Source organism: Micromonospora marina (genome assembly GCF_900091565.1).
In the GTDB taxonomy this organism is placed as follows: domain Bacteria; phylum Actinomycetota; class Actinomycetes; order Mycobacteriales; family Micromonosporaceae; genus Micromonospora; species Micromonospora marina.
Genome location: NZ_FMCV01000017.1, coordinates 105,695 through 124,466, shown reverse-complemented (window position 1 = coordinate 124,466; position 18,772 = coordinate 105,695). Strand labels below are relative to the sequence as shown.

18 protein-coding genes and 1 pseudogene are annotated in these 18,772 nt (G+C 71.6%); 15 read left to right on the top strand and 4 right to left on the bottom strand.

Annotated features, from left to right (window positions below):
- The first annotated feature begins 105 nt into the window (after window positions 1-105).
- From GA0070215_RS19450 to GA0070215_RS19440, 3 genes are all read left to right on the top strand, one after another.
- Window positions 106-1,065 carry a heme o synthase gene (locus GA0070215_RS19450; protein WP_026268567.1) on the top strand — a complete coding sequence of 320 codons (960 nt, stop codon included), beginning with the start codon at window positions 106-108 and terminating at the stop codon, window positions 1,063-1,065.
- 217 nt (window positions 1,066-1,282) lie between these two features.
- Window positions 1,283-1,615, top strand: coding sequence for a hypothetical protein (locus GA0070215_RS19445; protein WP_018788226.1), 333 nt, complete (start codon window positions 1,283-1,285; stop codon window positions 1,613-1,615).
- 10 nt (window positions 1,616-1,625) lie between these two features.
- On the top strand, window positions 1,626-2,543 hold the full coding sequence (locus GA0070215_RS19440) for an ATP-grasp domain-containing protein (protein WP_018788227.1): 918 nt from the start codon (window positions 1,626-1,628) through the stop codon (window positions 2,541-2,543).
- 547 nt (window positions 2,544-3,090) lie between these two features.
- Here GA0070215_RS19440 and GA0070215_RS19435 read toward each other — a convergent pair.
- Window positions 3,091-4,758, bottom strand: a complete 1,668-nt coding sequence (locus GA0070215_RS19435; protein WP_018788229.1) for a right-handed parallel beta-helix repeat-containing protein — start codon at window positions 4,756-4,758, stop codon at window positions 3,091-3,093.
- Window positions 4,759-4,830: 72 nt separating this feature from the next.
- A complete protein-coding gene (locus GA0070215_RS19430; RefSeq protein ID WP_026268568.1) occupies window positions 4,831-5,793 on the bottom strand; it encodes a COX15/CtaA family protein in 963 nt (320 codons plus the stop codon).
- 98 nt (window positions 5,794-5,891) lie between these two features.
- Between GA0070215_RS19430 and GA0070215_RS19425 the strand changes: the two genes are divergently transcribed.
- From GA0070215_RS19425 to GA0070215_RS19390, 8 genes are read left to right on the top strand one after another with little or no spacing between them, the layout of a single operon-like run.
- Window positions 5,892-6,668: a helix-turn-helix transcriptional regulator gene (locus GA0070215_RS19425; protein WP_091048235.1), complete on the top strand. Its 777-nt coding sequence runs from the start codon at window positions 5,892-5,894 to the stop codon at window positions 6,666-6,668.
- Window positions 6,665-8,095 carry a Fe-S cluster assembly protein SufB gene (gene sufB, locus GA0070215_RS19420; protein ID WP_018788232.1) on the top strand — a complete coding sequence of 477 codons (1,431 nt, stop codon included), beginning with the start codon at window positions 6,665-6,667 and terminating at the stop codon, window positions 8,093-8,095. Before GA0070215_RS19425 ends, sufB begins: the two co-directional genes overlap by 4 nt.
- A gap of 54 nt (window positions 8,096-8,149) precedes the next feature.
- Entirely contained in the window at window positions 8,150-9,292 is a 1,143-nt protein-coding gene (gene sufD, locus GA0070215_RS19415) for a Fe-S cluster assembly protein SufD (RefSeq protein WP_018788233.1), read from the top strand.
- Window positions 9,292-9,636, top strand: a complete 345-nt coding sequence (locus GA0070215_RS19410) for a non-heme iron oxygenase ferredoxin subunit (protein WP_091048231.1) — start codon at window positions 9,292-9,294, stop codon at window positions 9,634-9,636. Before sufD ends, GA0070215_RS19410 begins: the two co-directional genes overlap by 1 nt.
- Window positions 9,636-10,409 carry a Fe-S cluster assembly ATPase SufC gene (sufC, locus tag GA0070215_RS19405; RefSeq protein WP_018788235.1) on the top strand — a complete coding sequence of 258 codons (774 nt, stop codon included), beginning with the start codon at window positions 9,636-9,638 and terminating at the stop codon, window positions 10,407-10,409. The genes GA0070215_RS19410 and sufC overlap by 1 nt, the downstream gene beginning before the upstream one ends.
- An 8-nt stretch (window positions 10,410-10,417) precedes the next feature.
- Complete coding sequence (locus GA0070215_RS19400) at window positions 10,418-11,722, top strand: cysteine desulfurase (protein ID WP_018788236.1); 1,305 nt, start codon at window positions 10,418-10,420, stop codon at window positions 11,720-11,722.
- Entirely contained in the window at window positions 11,722-12,195 is a 474-nt protein-coding gene (sufU, locus tag GA0070215_RS19395; RefSeq protein ID WP_018788237.1) for a Fe-S cluster assembly sulfur transfer protein SufU, read from the top strand. The genes GA0070215_RS19400 and sufU overlap by 1 nt, the downstream gene beginning before the upstream one ends.
- Window positions 12,192-12,590 carry a metal-sulfur cluster assembly factor gene (locus GA0070215_RS19390; RefSeq protein ID WP_091048227.1) on the top strand — a complete coding sequence of 133 codons (399 nt, stop codon included), beginning with the start codon at window positions 12,192-12,194 and terminating at the stop codon, window positions 12,588-12,590. The genes sufU and GA0070215_RS19390 overlap by 4 nt, the downstream gene beginning before the upstream one ends.
- A 60-nt stretch (window positions 12,591-12,650) precedes the next feature.
- On the opposite strand, the gene GA0070215_RS19385 is transcribed toward GA0070215_RS19390, so the two are convergent.
- Window positions 12,651-13,397, bottom strand: coding sequence for a VOC family protein (locus tag GA0070215_RS19385; protein ID WP_091048223.1), 747 nt, complete (start codon window positions 13,395-13,397; stop codon window positions 12,651-12,653).
- A gap of 240 nt (window positions 13,398-13,637) precedes the next feature.
- On the opposite strand from GA0070215_RS19385, the pseudogene GA0070215_RS19380 reads away from it, so the two are divergent.
- The 3 genes and pseudogenes from GA0070215_RS19380 to GA0070215_RS19370 form a co-directional block, all read left to right on the top strand.
- Window positions 13,638-13,853 (top strand): annotated as a pseudogene (locus tag GA0070215_RS19380) (lysine transporter LysE); the annotation flags it as partial.
- Window positions 13,854-13,871: 18 nt separating this feature from the next.
- A complete protein-coding gene (locus GA0070215_RS19375) occupies window positions 13,872-14,510 on the top strand; it encodes an acVLRF1 family peptidyl-tRNA hydrolase (protein ID WP_018788241.1) in 639 nt (212 codons plus the stop codon).
- Window positions 14,511-14,663: 153 nt separating this feature from the next.
- Entirely contained in the window at window positions 14,664-15,881 is a 1,218-nt protein-coding gene (locus tag GA0070215_RS19370) for an RCC1 domain-containing protein (RefSeq protein ID WP_091048220.1), read from the top strand.
- A gap of 71 nt (window positions 15,882-15,952) precedes the next feature.
- Here GA0070215_RS19370 and ypfJ read toward each other — a convergent pair whose 3' ends face one another.
- On the bottom strand, window positions 15,953-16,867 hold the full coding sequence (gene ypfJ / locus GA0070215_RS19365) for a KPN_02809 family neutral zinc metallopeptidase (protein ID WP_026268571.1): 915 nt from the start codon (window positions 16,865-16,867) through the stop codon (window positions 15,953-15,955).
- A gap of 246 nt (window positions 16,868-17,113) precedes the next feature.
- Here ypfJ and GA0070215_RS19360 point away from each other — a divergent pair, with 246 nt between their 5' ends.
- Window positions 17,114-18,721 carry an ABC-F family ATP-binding cassette domain-containing protein gene (locus GA0070215_RS19360; RefSeq protein WP_018788244.1) on the top strand — a complete coding sequence of 536 codons (1,608 nt, stop codon included), beginning with the start codon at window positions 17,114-17,116 and terminating at the stop codon, window positions 18,719-18,721.
- Window positions 18,722-18,772: the final 51 nt, after the last annotated feature.

Here is an 18,772-nt window from a genome sequence, read left to right as displayed (position 1 = left end):
CACGGGGCAGCCAAAACGACGCCGCGTAGTGTGTGGGGCGGTGTGTGGACCCGCAGCGGTCCGGGCCGAACGACCTCCCCCGCCGATGCCGGAAGGTGGCAATCCGTGAGCATGATCACCGAGCGCCCCGTCAGCACCCCTGCCGGGCAGTCGCCGGTGGGCGCGGTGGCGGAGGCGCCGGCGAGCGGCCGGCGGGACGTGCGTGCCGTGGTGGCGGCGTACGTGACGCTGACCAAGCCGCGGATCGTCGAGCTGCTGCTGGTGACCACAGTGCCGGCGATGATGCTCGCCCACGGCGGGATGCCGTCGCTGTGGCTGGTCGCCGTGGTGCTGGTCGGCGGGTCGCTGGCGGCCGGCGCGGCGAGCGTCATCAACTGCTACATCGACCGCGACATCGACCAGCTCATGCGGCGCACCAAGCGCCGCCCGCTGCCCGCGCACACCGTGTCGCCGCGCAACGCGCTGGTCTTCGGCCTGGTGCTGGCCGCCGTCTCGGTGGCGCTGATGGCGGCGGCGACGAACTGGCCGGCGACACTGCTGACGCTGGCCGCGATCGCCTACTACGACCTGGTCTACACGCTGTGGCTGAAGCGGACCACGGCCGCCAACACGTTCTGGGGCGGCATCTGCGGGGCCGCGCCGGTGCTGATCGGCTGGGCCGCGGTGACCGGTTCGCTGGCGCCGGCGGCGTGGGGCCTGTTCGCTGTGGTCTTCTTCTGGCAGATGCCGCACTTCTACGCGCTGGCGATCAAGTACAAGGCCGACTACGCCCGTGCCGGTGTGCCGATGCTGCCGGTGGTGGCCTCGGTCCGGCGGGTCAACGCCGAGATCATCGGCTTCTCCTGGCTGACGGTGCTCTCCTCGCTGGCGGTGTGGCCGCTCGGGATGAGCCCGATCTACGGGGTGACCGCACTCGTGGTCGGCGGGATCTTCCTCGTCGAGGCGCACAAGCTGTGCCGGCGCGCGACACGCGGTGAGGCGGTCAAGCCGATGCGGCTGTTCCACTGGTCCACCACGTACCTCACGATCCTCTTCGCGGCCGTCGCGCTCGACGCGCTCATCTGACCCGCCCGTCCGGCCGTTCATCAGAAATTTTTCTCGGGATTTCCCGGGGGTTCAACCCGGACAGATTGTGACGATCCCGCCTGTCCGTTTCGCCGATAGATAAGCGACATGTGCGGGCGAATTGCCTGTGGTTCTCCTTAAACCGATGGGTAATTGGCATCACATTCAGTTCATGGTTCTCGCACATCCGGGTGGAACTCTGCTTAGGCTTCGCGTCATGGCAGATGGTTCCGATACGACGCTGACGGCTGACAAGACCGCCGAGCAGGCCTCCAACGGCCTGGTCGCGGGCATCAAGTCGTTCGCCGCCGGGCACGGCGGCGCGAAGGCGGTCATCGAGTACGTCGGCAAGCGCGGCGCACGGATCGTCCTCGTGGGTTCCGACGGGGTATGGGCAGACCAGTTCGCCGACGGCACGGACGTCGCGCGGCAGGCCTGCGCCAAGGCCGGGGTCGACGTCGAGAACGCCTGGGAGCGTGAACTGATGGACCAGATGCGTCCGAGCAACGACCTGTGGCGGTCGATGGCCCGGCGCACGATGGCCCGTTGACACATATCGAATGACCAACCACCACCAGTCGACCCGGGGGAGACCCCGGGTCGCTTTCGTCACCTGCGCCGAGCTGCCCGACCTCGACCCGGACGACCGGCTCGCGCTCGGCCCGCTCGCCGCCCGCGGCGTCGCCGTCGAAATCGTCGTCTGGGACGACCCGGCCGTCGACTGGTCCGGCTACGACCTGGTCGTGCTCCGGTCCCCGTGGGACTACGCGCGGCGCCGGGACGAGTTCGTGGCCTGGGCGCGCACCGTGCCGGCACTGGTCAACCCGGCCGACGTGGTCGCCTGGAACACCGACAAGCGCTACCTGTCCGAGCTGGCTGCCGCCGGTGTGCCCACCGTCCCGACTCAGTGGGTCGAGCCGGGGCGGGCGTGGACGCCGCCGGCCGGGGGCGAGTACGTGATCAAGCCGGCGGTCAGCGCGGGCAGCCGGGACACCGGCCGCTACGACCTGACCGGCCCGGAGCACCGCGAGCTGGCGGTGGCCCACGTCCGGCGGCTCTGCGACGCCGGGCGGGTCGCCATGGTCCAGCCGTACCTCGACGCGGTGGACACCGCCGGGGAGACCGCGCTGCTGTTCCTGGCCGGCCCCGGCGGCCCGGCGTTCAGCCACGCGATCCGCAAGGGTCCCATGCTGACCGGGCCGGACCTGGGCGAGGTCGCGCTCTACAAGGAGGAGCGGATCGACGCCCGCTCCGCCACGACGGAGCAGCGTGCCGTGGCCGAGAAGGTGCTCGCGGTGGTGCCCGGCGGCCCGGACCGGCTGCTGTACGCCCGCGTCGACCTGATCCCCGGCCCGGACGGCGAGCCCGTGCTGGTCGAGCTGGAGCTGACCGAGCCGAGCCTGTTCGTCGGGTACGCCGACGGCGCCCCGGAGCGGCTCGCCGACGCGGTGCTCACCCACCTGGCCCGCCGCCGCTGACCGTCCCGACTGGCCGCGGCTGTGGCGAGCGCGCCGGCCCTGGCGGCGTCCTGGCCTCGGCAGCGGGACCGCGACCCGCCCGGCCGCGGACGCAGCTCGCCGACCCTGACCGGCTGCCCGCCGGAGCGCCACCCATCCACACCGACCAGACGAACACCCACCCGACGCGGTGCAAGGCTGTCTCGGGGCTGTCGAGACACCCATACCGTTCCACCCGCTGTCTGCTGGTGCCCCGGGTGGAACGGTATGGGTGTCTCAAGAGGGTCCAGGCACCCATCGCGTTCCACTCACGGGAGGGACGGACCGCGAGTGGAACGCGATGGGTGTCACGAGGGTCTCCCTGGCGGCGCGTCTGCCGCCCGTCGCCGCCATCGTGCTGCTCGGCCTGCACGTCACCTGGCTGCTGCACCGCGATCGCGATCTCTGGCGCTGATCGTCGCGCACGCGGTCAGCGACGGCAGTCCGGTCGTGCTGTCGTCGCCACCGACGCCGGCCCGGCTGAACCGGAGCCGCCCGAGCCGCCTGAGCCGCCTGGGCGGCCGGGAGGTCAGTCTCGGTCGCTGTGGTTGCGCGCCCAGCGACCGCCGATCGGCGGCGTGTCCAGCCGCAGCGCGGCCTCGGTGCCGGCCAGGTCGTTGTCCTCGAACGCGCAGGAGACGCAACTGCCCGCCTCGGTGACCCAGATCCCGTACGCCTGGGTGTCGGCGTCCCGGTGCCAGATCCGGTTGCCGCGCACGGTGGCCGAGTCGAACGGCGCGGCGATCGTGATGCCGCCGCACGCCGGCGGACCGTCCGGCAGCTCGTACGACGTACCGGGCCCCGGTGTGGCCGCGTTCCACCCGGTGGAGCCGTCCGGGCGTACCTCGGCCAGGGAGAGCCGGTCGGCGCTGTTGTCGGACACCACGGCGTCGCGGGAGCCGACCCGCACCACCTTGCCCCGGTGCCCGCCGGCCGGCCAGTCGGCGTTGCCGTCGGTGACCTCGCGCGGGCCGTAGCGCACCGCGTCGCCGGAGCCGGAGCAGGCCGGCGCGGAGCGGCGGCCGTTGTCCCGGATCCGGTTCCCGACGATCGACGTGTCGAGCATCGGCCGGTCGATCCGGATGCCGTCCAGCGCGTTCTCCCGGATGTCGTTGTCCTGGATCACCACGTCGGCCGCCGCGCCCCGGTAGCCGTGGCCCAGGTCGTGCTCGTGGTAGCCGAAACCGCCGTTGCGGCTGATCCGGTTGCCCTGCACCGCGTACGGGCCGGGGGTGTTGCCCATGCTGATGCCGTCGCCGACGTTGGAGTCGATCACGCAGCCGGTGAGCAGGCCGCCGCGCCCGGCCACCCCCGCGGTGCCGTTGCCCGACACGTCGAAGCCGGCCTCCAGGTTGTTGGTCATGGTACAGCCGGAGACGATCAGCCCGTCCGCGCCCCAGTCCGAGATGCCGAACCGGTTGGCCTGGCTGTGGCAGCCGATGATCCGGATGCCGCGTGGCGGGGTCCAGTAGTCCTTCTGCAGCTCCAGGAAGATGCCGTTGGTGCCGTTGCCGATGGTGGTGCAGTTGGCGATGGTGAGGCGCTCCACGTCGCCCCAGCCGCCGATGCCGACGCCGATCCCGGCGCCGCCCATCTGGTCGCCGTTGTCCAGCCGGCCGCACCCCACCACGACCACCCCGTCGATCAGGCCGTCCTGGAGGAAGTCGCAGCCCAGTCCGGTCGCGCCGGTGTGGTGGATGTAGAGGTTGCGGAACACGCCGCGCACCACGTACTGCAGGCCCAGCCCCTTGGCCAGGTAGTCGTAGGACGTCTGGGCCACGCCCGAGCCGTCGATCTCGAAGTCGGCGAACGTGCAGTCGGCGATGTGCCGGTCCCGGTCCGCGCCGTGCTGCACCGTGGTCCAGAAGGCGAGCGGGACCGGTGCGCTGCGGTTGCCCTCGTTGCTGAGCAGGAAGCGGGTCGCCGCCGGCCCGGCGCCGAGCAGCGAGACGCCGCTGCGCCAGACGGTGCCGGCGTCCCGGATCGAGTACAGCCCGGGCGGGCAGTAGATCACCCGGGCCCGGCCGTCGGCGTCGTACCCGGCGCCCAGGTGGTCCACCAGCGCCGCCAGGGCCGGCTGGTCGTTGGTGACCCCGTCGCCGGTCAGGCCGTGCTCGCGGGCGTCGCACCACAGCGGCGCGCCCGCGACCGGGGTCAGCCGTTGCGGCGTCATGGTGGAGAGGCTCTTGCGCGACACGGGATCTCCCTCGGGCGGGCGGTCGGTGGCCCGGACCGCTTTCCCGCTCCCGCCGCGCGGTAACGCCCCCGCTCAGGCGGCGGCGCCCACCCGTTGCGCGGCGGGCGCGGCCGGTGCCTCAGGGGCGGCCGGCAGCCGCTCCCGGGTCGCCCGGAGCGCGCCCAGGGTGGCCAGCAGCACCAGGCACGAGCCGAGCATGTGCGCGCCGACCAGCAGGGCGGGCAGATTGGTGAAGTACTGGACGAAGCCGATCACGCCCTGACCCAGCTCGACCGCGATCAGCACCGCGGCCGCCCGCGCCGCCCGCGCCGCGCCGACCGCCCGGAACGCGAAGTACATCGCCACCGACAGGCCGATCAGCAGGAAGACGCCGTCGGCGTGCACCTGGGAGATCGCTGCCGGATCCAGGCCGTTGCGGGCCGCGCCGTGGTCGCCGGCGTGCGGTCCGCTGCCGGTCACCCACGTGCCGACCACCAGCACCGAGGCGCTGACCGCCGTGGTGATCCAGGCGAGGGTACGCAGCGGTGCCGGCACGGTCGGCGTGACCGGCCCGTCCGGCTCCTGGACGCGCCGCCAGAGCGCGTACGCGGCGGCGATAACCGCCATCGAGGCGAGGAAGTGCAGTCCGACCACCCACGGGTTGAGGTCGGTGAGCACGGTGATGCCACCGAGGACCGCCTGGGCGGGGATGCCGAAGAGCACGCCCACGGCCAGCGGCAGCGTCCCGCGGCGGCGGGGGCGGTGCGCCAGCACGGCCAGCACCACGGCGAGCGCGATGATCCCGACCGCGAAGGTGAGCAGCCGGTTGCCGAACTCGATCACCCCGTGCACGCCCATCTCGGCGGTGGTGGTGTAGGAGTCGTCGGTGCACCGGGGCCAGGTGGGGCAGCCGAGGCCGGAGGCGGTGAGCCGGACGGCCCCGCCGGTGACCACGATCGCGACGTTCGCGATGATCGAGGCGAGCGCGAGGCGGCGCAGCAGCGTGGCGGAGACCGGAAACCGGACGGATCGCTTCACGGAGCGAATCCTACGCACCGTAGTTGATCCCGATCGGGTGACTCCGGCCGCCCGGTGGTCGGAATCACCGGACCCCGGGTTTGCGGGCCCTCCGCGAATTACGTAACGTTGCCGTTGTGAAAAACGCGGCGGCGCTCTCCCGGACGCCGGTGACCGATCCGGTCGCCGGTGGTTCGCGCGCACGTCGCAGCGTACGGCGTGGCGAACGGGAGGCCGCACCGGCCGACCTGTCGACCCGAGACCGGGTCACCCAGCTGCTGCTGGAACGTGGTTCCACCACCGCCGCGCAGCTCGGCTCGGCGCTCGGCCTGAGCCCGGCCGCGATCCGCCGGCACCTCGACGCGATGCTCGCCGACGGTGACGTGGTCGCCCGCGACCAGACCGTGCGCGGCAGCCGCGGGCGTGGCCGGCCGGCCAAGGTCTTCGCGCTCACCGAGGCGGGCCGCGGTCGCTGCGGCACCCACCACTACGACAACATGGCCACCGCCGCGCTGCGCTGGATCGCCCGCACCGGCGGCACCGAGGCGGTCGCGGCGTTCGCGGCCGAGCAGGTCTCCGCGCTTGAGGCCCGCTGCCGGGCGGCCATGGAGGACGCCGGAGACGCCCCGCTCGCGCGGGCGGAGGCGCTCGCCGGCGCGCTGACCGCCGAGGGTTACGCTGCGAACGCGTCCACGATCGCCTCCGGCGGCCAGCTCTGTCAGCACCACTGCCCGGTGGCGCACGTGGCCGCCGAGTTCCCTCAGCTGTGCGAGGCCGAGACCGCAGTGATCTCCCGTCTGGTCGGCACTCACGTACAGCGCCTAGCCACCATCGCGCACGGCGACGGCGTGTGCACCACGCACATTCCCGCCCAGTCCGGTTCCACCGTCACCACTGTGAGGACAGATAGATGACCGAGCAGATCGTCCAGCCCCTGACCCAGGAGGAGCAGCTCGCCGCCCTCGGTCGTTACGAGTACGGCTGGGCCGACCCCGACGTCGCCGGGGCCTCCGCCCAGCGCGGCCTCAACGAGGCGGTGGTCCGGGACATCTCGGCCAAGAAGAACGAGCCGGCCTGGATGCTCGACCTGCGGCTCAAGGGCCTGCGCCTGTTCGACCGCAAGCCGATGCCGAACTGGGGCGCCGACCTCACCGGGATCGACTTCGACAACATCAAGTACTTCGTCCGGTCCACCGAGAAGCAGGCCACCTCCTGGGAGGACCTGCCCGAGGACATCAAGAACACCTACGACAAGCTCGGCATCCCGGAGGCGGAGAAGCAGCGCCTGGTCGCCGGCGTCGCCGCGCAGTACGAGTCCGAGGTGGTCTACCACCAGATCCGTGAGGACCTGGAGGAGCAGGGCGTCGTCTTCCTCGACACCGACACCGCGCTCAGGGAGCACGAGGACCTGTTCAAGGAGTACTTCGGCACGGTCATCCCGGTGGGCGACAACAAGTTCGCCGCGCTGAACACCTCCGTCTGGTCCGGTGGCTCGTTCATCTACGTGCCGAAGGGCGTGCACGTGGACATCCCGCTGCAGGCCTACTTCCGGATCAACACGGAGAACATGGGCCAGTTCGAGCGGACGCTGATCATCGTCGACGAGGGCGCGTACGTGCACTACGTCGAGGGCTGCACCGCGCCCATCTACTCCTCCGACTCGCTGCACAGCGCCGTCGTGGAGATCATCGTCAAGAAGAACGCCCGGTGCCGGTACACGACCATCCAGAACTGGTCGAACAACGTCTACAACCTGGTCACCAAGCGCGCCGTGTGCCACGAGGGCGCGACCATGGAGTGGGTCGACGGCAACATCGGCTCCAAGGTCACCATGAAGTACCCGGCGGTCTACATGACCGGCGAGCACGCCAAGGGCGAGGTGCTCTCGGTGGCCATGGCCGGTGAGGGCCAGCACCAGGACGCCGGCGCCAAGATGGTGCACGCCGCGCCGCACACCTCCTCGACCATCGTGTCGAAGTCGATCGCCCGGGGCGGCGGCCGCACCTCGTACCGCGGTCTGGTGCAGGTGCTGGAGGGCTCGACCAGCAGCAAGAGCACCGTGAAGTGCGACGCGCTCCTGGTCGACACGATCTCCCGCTCCGACACCTACCCGTACGTCGACATCCGCGAGGACGACGTGTCGATGGGGCACGAGGCGACCGTCTCCAAGGTCAGCGACGACCAGCTCTTCTACCTGATGAGCCGGGGCCTGAGCGAGGACGAGGCGATGGCGATGATCGTGCGCGGCTTCATCGAGCCGATCGCCAAGGAGCTCCCGATGGAGTACGCGCTGGAGCTCAACCGCCTGATCGAGCTGCAGATGGAAGGTGCGGTCGGCTGACCTGGCCGCCCTCCGGTTAATGACACCGTCGTCGCACAACAGACCAAGGAAGAGATGACTACCCAGGCTTCCGCGCCGCCCACGACCAAGTCGCAGGCGCTCCGCTCGTACGACGTCGCCGACTTCCCGGCCCTGACCGGCCTGGAGGAGGAGTGGCGCTTCACCCCGCTCAAGCGCCTGCGCGGCCTGGCCGCGCAGGCGCAGGGCGCGACCGGCGCGGTCCGGCACGAGTACGGTGACCTGCCCGAGGGCGTCACCGTCGACCGGATCGGCCGGGACGACCCCCGGGTGGGCAGCGTCCTCACCCCGTTCGACCGGGTCAGCGCGCTCGCGTACGGCGGGGCCGACGGTGCGCTGCTGGTGCGCGTCGACCGCGACGTGGTGGTGGAGCGGCCGGTGCGCCTGCGGGTGGTCGGCGAGAACGCCGAGGCGCCCGCCTTCGGCCACACCTTCGTCGAAGTGGACCGGTTCGCCGAGGCCACCGTGGTGATCGAGCACGTCGGCTCGGCCACGCTGGCCGACAACGTCGAGGTGTCGGTGGGCGACGGGGCGAAGCTGATCCTGGTCACCGTCGCCGACTGGGCCGACGACGCGGTGCAGGCGCAGCACCTCAAGGTGCGGCTGGGCCGCGACGCCCGGATCCTGCACGTGCAGGTCAGCCTCGGCGGCGACCTGGTCCGGCAGTACACGTCGGTGGAGTACACCGGCCGCGGCGGCGAGGCCGAGCTGTACGGCGTCTACTTCGCCGACTCCGGCCAGCACCTGGAGCACCGGCAGCTGGTCGACCACACCGTGCCGGACTGCCGCAGCAACGTCGGCTACCGGGGCGCGCTGCAGGGCCACGACGCGCACACGGTCTGGGTCGGCGACGTGCTGATCCGCGCCGAGGCGACGGGCACCGACACGTACGAGATCAACCGGAACCTGCTGCTCACCGACGGCGCGCGGGCTGACTCCGTTCCCAACCTGGAGATCGAGACCGGCGAGATCGCCGGCGCCGGGCACGCCAGCGCGACCGGCCGGTTCGACGACGAGCAGCTGTTCTACCTGATGGCCCGGGGCATCCCGGAGGCCGAGGCGCGGCGCCTGGTGGTACGCGGCTTCTTCGCCGAGCTGATCAACAAGATCCCGGTCGAGGACCTGCGCGAGCGCCTGGGCGACGCCATCGAGGCCCGGCTGGCGAAGGCCGGCGCCTGATGCGCAAGATCTGCTCCACCGAGGACGTGCCGAAGGGCACCGCGATCAGCGCCGACGTGGACGGCGTGCAGGTCGCGATCGTGCACGGCGAGGACGACGTGTTCTACGCGGTGCACGACGAGTGCTCGCACGCCGCCGTGGCGCTGTCCGAGGGCGAGGTCGAGGGCTGCACGCTGGAATGCTGGCTGCACGGATCCCGTTTCGACCTGCGTACCGGTGAGCCCACCGGGCTACCCGCCACCGAACCCGTACCCGTCTATTCCGTCGAAGTCCGCGACGGCGACATCTACCTTCCCGTGGACGGCGATGGCCGTCCGCTGCCGAGCAATGGAGTGACCCGCTGATGAGCACCCTGGAGATCCGCGACCTGAAGGTGTCGGTCAAGCTGCCCGAGGGTGAGCTCAAGCCGATCCTGCACGGGGTCGACCTGACCGTGCGCTCCGGTGAGACGCACGCGATCATGGGCCCGAACGGCTCCGGCAAGTCCACGCTGGCGTACTCGATCGCCGGTCACCCGAAGTACGAGATCACCGGCGGTGAGGTGACCCTCGACGGCGAGGACGTGCTGTCCATGTCCGTCGACGAGCGCGCCCGCGCCGGTCTCTTCCTGGCCATGCAGTACCCGGTCGAGGTCCCCGGCGTGTCGGTGGCCAACTTCCTGCGTACCGCCAAGACCGCCCTCGACGGCGAGGCGCCGAAGCTGCGCACCTGGGCCGGCGAGCTGCGCGGCGCGATGGAGAAGCTCCAGATGGACCCGGCGTTCGCCCAGCGCAACGTCAACGAGGGCTTCTCCGGCGGTGAGAAGAAGCGGCACGAGATCGTGCAGCTGGAGCTGCTCAAGCCGAAGATGGCGATCCTCGACGAGACCGACTCCGGCCTGGACGTGGACGCGCTGCGCGTGGTCAGCGAGGGCGTGAACCGGGTGCGCGACACCGGCGACACCGGGCTGCTGCTGATCACCCACTACACCCGCATCCTGCGCTACATCAAGCCCGACTTCGTGCACGTCTTCGTGGCCGGCCGGATCGTCGAGCAGGGCGGCCGGGAACTGGCCGACAAGCTCGAGGAAGAGGGCTACGAGCGGTACGTCGCCGGGGCCGGCGCGGCGCGGGCCTGAGACTCGACATGACCTCGATGGCCATCCCGGCGGGCATGCCGCAGTACGCCGACGTGCCCCGCTTCGACGTGGCGAAGGTGCGGGCCGACTTCCCGATCCTCGACCGGGAGGTCAACGGTCACCCGCTCGTCTACCTGGACAGCGCGAACACCTCGCACAAGCCGCGGCAGGTGCTCGACGTGCTCGCCGAGCACTACGCCCTGCACAACGCCAACGTGTCGCGCTCGGTGCACACGCTGGGTACCGAGGCGACCGAGGCGTACGAGGGCGCGCGGGCCAAGATCGCCGCGTTCGTCAACGCGCCGAGCGTGGACGAGGTGGTGTTCACCAAGAACTCCACCGAGGCGATCAACATCGTGGCGTACGCGTTCTCCAACGCCTCGCTGCGCGCGGACGGCGACCCGCGGTTCCGGCTCGGTCCCGGCGACGAGATCGTGATCTCCGAGATGGAGCACCACTCGAACATCGTCCCGTGGCAGCTGCTGGCGGAGCGCACCGGCGCGACGCTGCGCTGGTTCCCGGTCACCGACCAGGGGCGGCTCGACGAGTCCGGCCTGGACGACCTGGTCACCGAGCGGACGAAGATCGTCTCGCTGGTGCACATGTCGAACATCCTCGGCACCGTCAACGCCACCTCGCGGATCACCGCGCGGGTCCGCGAGGTCGGCGCGTTGCTGCTGCTCGACTGCTCGCAGTCGGTGCCGCACCTGCCGATGGACGTGGTCGGCTACGACGCCGACTTCATCGTCTTCACCGGGCACAAGATGTGCGGCCCGACCGGCATCGGTGTGCTCTGGGGCCGGGGCGAGCTGCTCGCCGCGATGCCTCCGGTGATGGGTGGCGGCTCGATGATCGAGACGGTGACGATGGCGGGCTCGACGTTCGCCGCGCCGCCGGCCCGGTTCGAGGCGGGCACCCCGCCGATCGCCGAGGCGGTGGCGCTCGGCGCTGCGGTGGACTACCTCACCGCGGTGGGCATGCCGGCCATCCAGTGGCACGAGAAGGAGCTGACGGCGTACGCGCTGGACGCCCTCGCCACAGTGCCCGGTCTGCGGATCTTCGGTCCGACGGTGCCGGTGGGCCGGGGCGGGACGATCTCGTTCGCGCTCGGCGACGTGCACCCGCACGACGTCGGGCAGGTGCTCGACGCGCTCGGCGTGCAGGTGCGGGTGGGCCACCACTGCGCCAGGCCGGTGTGCACCCGCTTCAGGGTGCCGGCCATGACGCGGGCGTCGTTCTACCTCTACACCACCACCGCGGAGATCGACGCCCTGGTGGCGGGTCTGGAGCAGGTGCGGAAGGTGTTTCAGTGATGCAGCTTGAGTCTCTCTACCAGGACATCATCCTGGACCACTACAAGCACCCGCACGGCCGCGGCCTGCGGGAGGCCACGGACCCGGCCGCCCGGGTCGGCGAGGCGCACCACGTCAACCCGACCTGCGGCGACGAGATCACCGTACGGGTGACGACCGACGGCAGCGTGTTCACCGACATCTCGTACGACGGGATGGGCTGCTCGATCAGCCAGGCGTCGGCGAGCGTCCTGCACGAGCTGCTGCGCGGCAGGGCCGCGAGCGACGCCGCTGTGGTGCACGAGGCGTTCGTGGAGTTGATGTCCGGGCGTGGCCAGGTCACGCCGGACGAGGACGTGCTCGGAGACGGGGTGGCGTTCGCGGGTGTCGCGCGCTACCCGGCCCGGGTGAAGTGCGCGTTATTGTCGTGGATGGCGTTCAAGGACGCCGCGGCACGCGCCGGGGTGGGCGTGAGCCCGGAGGTGAAGGCATGACCGACGAGACGAACACGACTCCCGAGACCGGCGCGGTGGCGACCGACGGTGCCGCGGCGCCGGCCGGCGGCAAGGCCGCGATCGGTGACATCGAGGAGGCGATGAAGGACGTCGTCGACCCCGAGCTGGGCATCAACGTGGTCGACCTGGGCCTGGTGTACGGCGTGCACGTCGACGACGAGAACGTCGCGACCCTGGACATGACGCTGACCTCGGCGGCCTGCCCGCTGACCGACGTGATCGAGGACCAGGCCCGGCAGGCGCTGACCACCGGTCCCGGCGGCGGGCTGGTCAACGACATCCGGATCAACTGGGTGTGGCTGCCGCCGTGGGGCCCCGACAAGATCACCGACGAGGGGCGCGACCAGCTCCGTTCCCTCGGCTTCAACGTCTGACCGACCCACAGTCACCACGTCGGACGCGGCACTCCTTCGGGGGTGCCGCGTCCGACGTGTCTACGCCTCGGCCTTCGGTAACCAGGGAGCGAGCACGGTCGGGTCGGCGACGTCGAGCCGCACCTGTTCGCGCTCCTCGGCGGTCAGCGGAAGCGCCCGCAGCCGGGCGCCCCACTCGGGCACCCGCTGCCGTTCGGCCAGCAGGTCCGCCAGTTCGATCAACGCAGCCAGCACCTGCGCCCGCTCGACGGTCGGCGCCGCCTCGCCGTGGCGGCTCAGCCCGAGGATGAGTGCCCGGAAGGCGGCGCGGTCGTCGTTCTTGAACTCGCGCAGGATCCGCGCGTTGTCGAGCGCCCGGGCCAGTCCGTGCAACCGCTTCGACCCGCCGTACTCCAGCTCTGCCGGCTCGTCCCGCTGGATGAAGGTGATCGAGTTACCGGATGGATCGATCACGGTGAACCGCGAGGTGCCGGGGCGGTAGCGGGTCATCCGGGGCTGTCCCTTGACGAGCACCCGGCCGTAGGCGCGTCGCATCGCCTCGCTGAACGTCGCGTGGTACGGCGCGACCGCGTCGACCATCACCACGCAGCCCCCGGTCCTCTCCGCCGACGGGTCGACGCCCGCCGGCGCCCCGTTGTAGTTGAGGTCGAACCCGCTCCACCGGAACGCCAGGTACAGGTACGGCCTGGTCTGCTCGTAGGTCACCGTGAAGCCGAGGGCCGACCAGAACGCCAGCGTCTCCTCGGGCGACACGCAGTGCAGCATCGGCACCACGGTCTCGTTGCTGCGGACCTGCTCGTCGGTCATGGACACCCCATTCGGCCGGTGGTCGTACACCCGGCCATTGTGTGCGCGGCGCGACCCTGGACGCCCATGCCGGATGCGACAGACTTCCGGGCCGGGGCATGGCTAGCGTCCGCCTTTCCCCGAGGCGCAGACCCTGATCTGCGCGCCACGGAAACCAGAGGCGCGTCAGCCGCGATCGGGCCAGAATGACGCCATGATCGAGGCGTACCCGAAGCAGGCTTCTGTCCGTGCGGCCACCGCCGCGCGTCGACAGCGCGACCTGCCGGCCGCCTCGACCGGTCGCCCGCCGTCGTGACCGGCGCGTTCCTGGCCTCGGCGAGTTGGCAACTGCTCGTGGCCGGCGGCGGTTCGGTGGTGGGCCGGGTGCTGGCCGGCCCGCGCGGGCGGTTGGTCACCGGCCTGGTGTCCAGCGCGCTGATCGCCGGCCTCGCGGTCGCCACCCTGCTGTCCGGTTGAACCGCGTACCGTCGTGCCATGAGCAGCCGACCCGCAGCCGGAGGCGGCCGGTGGGTCGACGTGGACCCGGCCCGCGTCGCCCGCTGGGTCGAGGGCTTCACCGACCGGCACGGCCCGCCGGCGACGACCGTCCAGGAGTACGGGCTGCTGCTCACCGCCCCGGACGGCGCCACCGCCGAGCTGCACACCCCGCCCGGCGCGAGCGCGTCGGCGGACGTACCCGGATTCGTCGCTTCCGCCACGGCGGCCCGCCGGCTCGGCCTGCTCCTGGCCCGCAAGGGCGCGGTCGCCCTCGGCGTCGCCGACGGCACCGACCTGGTGGTCTCCAAGGTGGACACCAGGTACGTGCAGGGGCGCACCGCCGCCGGTGGCTGGTCCCAGCAGCGGTTCGCCCGGCGGCGCGACAACCAGGCGAAGGCCGCCCTGGGCGACGCGGCCGAGCTGGCCGTACGCCTGCTGCTGCCGGAGGCGGCCACGCTGGCGGCGCTGGTGTGCGGCGGCGACCGGCGGGCGGTGGACACGGTGCTGGCCGACCGGCGGCTGGCCCCGCTCGCGGCGCTGCGCGCGGCGCGCCTGCTCGACGTGCCGGAGCCCCGGCACGCGGTGCTGGTGGCGGCCGTGGCCGCCGCCCGGGCGGTCCACATCCTGGTCCGCTGAACCGGAAAGATCGGTCGATCCTGCTCGCCGGTAGTGCATCGAATCGACTCGATGCATAGGGTCGGTGTCACGAAGCGGCGGGTCTCCGGGCGTCCCGCGGGGCAGCTTCGCCTACGCCATCACGCACCGACATCGTTGGGAGAGAACAACTACATGAGCGGATATCAGGACGGCCGGCTGCGGGCCCGGTGGCGCCGTGCGACGAAACTCCTCGTCGCGGCGGCGGCGATGAGCGCCGGAAGCCTCGTGCTCACCACCGCACTCACGGCCGGCACGGCGAACGCGGCTGCCGGCCCGGTCGAGCGCGCCGCGCTCGCCGCGCCCACCGTAGCCAGCGTCACCACGGGCGGCGCGCACACGTGCGCGATCAGCACCGGCGGGGGACTGTGGTGCTGGGGCTCGAACTACGGCGGCCAGCTCGGTGACGGGACCACCACGAACCGCGGCACCCCGGCCCGGGTCGGCACCGCCACCTGGACGAACGTCGACGCCGGCTCGGGGCACACCTGCGCGGTCCGCACGGACGGGACACTGTGGTGCTGGGGCTCGAACTTCCGGGGCCAGCTCGGCGACGGGACCACCACCAGCCGCAGCGCCCCGGTGCAGGTCGGCACCGCCACCACCTGGGCCGGAGTCGATGCCGGCCCCACGCACACCTGCGCGATCCGCACCGACGGCACGCTCTGGTGCTGGGGCTTCAACCGGACCACGCAGCTGGGCGTCGGCACCTCGCCGTACGTGGCGAACACCCCGTTGCAGGTCGGTACGGCGACCGACTGGGTGAGCGTCTCGACCGGGTTCGGGCACACCTGCGGTATCCGGACCGGCGGCACGCTCTGGTGTTGGGGGTCCAGCTCGGACGGGCAGCTCGGGCTCGGCAACCTGGCTCCTCAGACGGCGCCCGCGCAGGTCGGCACCGCGACCGGCTGGACCGGCGTCACGGCCGGATACGCGCACACCTGCGGGATCCGGTCCGGCGCGTTGTGGTGCTGGGGTGAGAACGGGTACGGGCAGCTCGGCGTGAGCGGCACATACCGGACCGCGCCGGTGCAGATCGGCGCCGCCACCACGTGGACCCGGATCGCCGCCGGCAGTGACACGTCCTGCGCGTCGCGTACCGACGGCACCCTGTGGTGCTGGGGCAAGAACTCGGGCGGCCAGGTGGGCGACGGCAGCACCACCCACCGGTTCGCGCCCGTCCAGGTCGGCGCCGCCACCACCTGGACCGGCGGGCTCGCGGTCACCGACCACGGCTGCGGGATCCGTACCGACGCCGCTCTGTGGTGCTGGGGCGACAACAGCGGGGGCCAGCTCGGCGACGGGACGACCGTCAACCGGTCCACGCCGGGCCAGGTGACACTGCCGGCCTGACCGGCCGCGGAGACGGACATCGGCCCGCACCGCCGGTCTGCGGCGGTGCGGGCCGATGCGCCCAGCGGGGATCAGACCCCGGCGCCGAAGGTGTCGCAGGACTTCGGGTCACCGGTGGTGTAGCCCTTGGTGAACCACTGCTTGCGCTGTTCGGAGGTGCCGTGGGTGAACTCGTCCGGGTTCACCGGCCGGCCGGAGCGCTTCTGGATGGCGTCGTCGCCGATCTTCTCGGCGGCGTCGATGGCCTGCGAGATGTCCTGCTCGGTGATGCTCTTGAAGATCTTCTGCCCGCGGTCGTCGGCGGTGCCGGTGGCGTTCTTCGCCCAGGCCCCGGCGTAGCAGTCGGCCTGGAGTTCCAGCTTCACCGACAGGGCGTTCGCGCTCTGCGGGTCGCGCTGCTGCTGGCGGCGCATCTGCGCCTCGGTGCCGAGCAGGTTCTGCACGTGGTGGCCGTACTCGTGGGCCAGCACGTACGGCTGGGCGAACTCGCCCTCGGCGCCGAGCTGGTCGGCCAGCAGCCGGTAGAACGTCAGGTCGATGTAGACCTGGTCGTCGGCCGGGCAGTAGAACGGGCCCACACCCGAGTCGGCGGCACCGCAGGCGGTGCTGACGTTCTGGCTGAAGAACACCGTCTTCGACGGCCGGTACTGCTCGCCGAACGCCTCCGGCATGGCGGTACGCCAGTACGCCTGGATCGAGTTGACGTACAGCGTGTTGCGGCAGTCGAGCTGCTCCAGCGCGTCCTGCGCCGAGCACTTCTGCTCCAGCGAGGTGTTGTCGCCCTGTTCGGAACCGCCGCCGCCGGTGGCGGCGTTGAGGCCGAAGCCGCCGCCCACCAGGGCGACGACCACGGCGATGATGATGCCCACGATGCCGCCCCGGCCGCCGCCGATCGGGATCGGAATGCCCATCCCGCCGCCTCCGCCGGAACCTCGCCGGTCGTCCACCTGGCTGGTGTCGACCCGCGCGTTCTCGTTCAGCTCCATGTTGACCCCGATCACCGATGTTTCCGTTTGAGGTGGTTGCGGTACCGGACCGGGTCCGGACGGCGAATTCGGTACCCGATGATCTTGCGCGGTAATCCGGGCGAGAGAGTCCGCGCGGCCCGGTACACTTGTCCCGTGCTGCGCTGCGAAGGCTGAACGGCCCCGCGCCGACGGGAAATCACCACCCGCCGGCGTTTTCGCGTGCCCTGAATCAGCCCTTCCGGACCCGAGAGCGAGTACTCCGAAATGATCACTGCCACCGGCCTGGAACTGCGCGCCGGTTCCCGGATCCTGCTGTCCGACACCACCCTGCGGGTGCAGCCGGGGGACCGGATCGGCCTGGTCGGCCGCAACGGCGCCGGCAAGACCACCACGCTCAAGGTGCTCGCCGGGGAGGGGCAGCCGTACGGCGGCCAGATCGAGCGGCGCAGCGCCATCGGCTACCTGCCGCAGGACCCGCGTACCGGCGACCTGGACGTCACCGGCCGGGACCGGGTGCTCTCCGCCCGCGGCCTGGACGTGCTGATGGCGCAGATGAAGGAGCTGGAGGAGAAGCTCGCCGAGGGTGCCGACGACGAGCGCCTGGTCCGCCGCTACGGCGCGCTTGAGGACCAGTTCGCCTCGCTCGGCGGCTACGCGGCCGAGGCCGAGGCGGCCCGGATCTGCGCCAACCTCGGCCTGCCCGACCGGGCCCTGGCCCAGACCATCGGCACGCTCTCCGGCGGTCAGCGCCGCCGCATCGAGCTGGCCCGGATCCTGTTCCGCGACGCCGGCGAGAACGGCGGCGGCATCCTGCTGCTCGACGAGCCCACGAACCACCTCGACGCCGACTCGATCACCTGGCTGCGCGGCTTCCTCGGCAACCACAAGGGCGGCCTGATCGTGATCTCCCACGACGCGTCGCTGCTGGAGGCGGTGGTCAACAAGGTCTGGTTCCTGGACGCCACCCGCTCCGTGGTCGACACGTACAACCTGGGCTGGAAGGCGTACCTGGAGGCGCGGGAGACCGACGAGCGCCGCCGCCGCCGGGAGCGCGCGAACGCCGAGAAGAAGGCCGGCGCCCTGATGGCGCAGGCGGACAAGATGCGGGCCAAGGCCACCAAGACCGTCGCCGCGCAGAACATGGCCCGGCGCGCCGAGCGCCTGCTCTCCGGCCTGGACGAGGTCCGCGTCGCGGACAAGGTCGCCAAGGTGCGGTTCCCGAGCCCCGCGCCGTGCGGCAAGACGCCGCTGACCGCGACCGGCCTGTCCAAGTCGTACGGGTCGCTGGAGATCTTCACCGACGTCGACGTGGCGGTGGACCGGGGTTCCCGGGTGGCCATCCTCGGCCTCAACGGCGCCGGCAAGACCACGCTGCTGCGGATGCTCGGCGGGCTGCTGGAGCCGGACACCGGCGAGGTACGCCCCGGGCACGGGCTGCGGCTGGGCTACTACGCTCAGGAGCACGAGACGCTCGACGTGGACCGGACGATCCTGGAGCACATGCGCAGCGCCGCGTCCGACCAGACCGACACCGACCTGCGCAAGATCCTCGGCGCGTTCCTGTTCTCCGGCGAGGACGTGGACAAGCCGGCCGGGGTGCTCTCCGGTGGCGAGAAGACCCGGCTGGCGTTGGCCACGCTGGTCTGCTCCGGCGCCAACGTGCTGCTGCTGGACGAGCCGACGAACAACCTCGACCCGGTCAGCCGCGAGCAGGTGCTCGACGCGATCGCCCGCTACCCGGGCGCGATCGTGCTGGTCACGCACGACCCGGGCGCGGTCACCGCGCTCAAGCCGGACCGCGCCATCCTGCTCCCCGACGGTGACGAGGACGCCTGGTCCGACGACCTGCTGGAGCTGGTCGAGCTGGCCTGACTGTCCCGCGCCCCCCGGCGGCGGTGTACCCGTCATCCGCGTGATCCACAC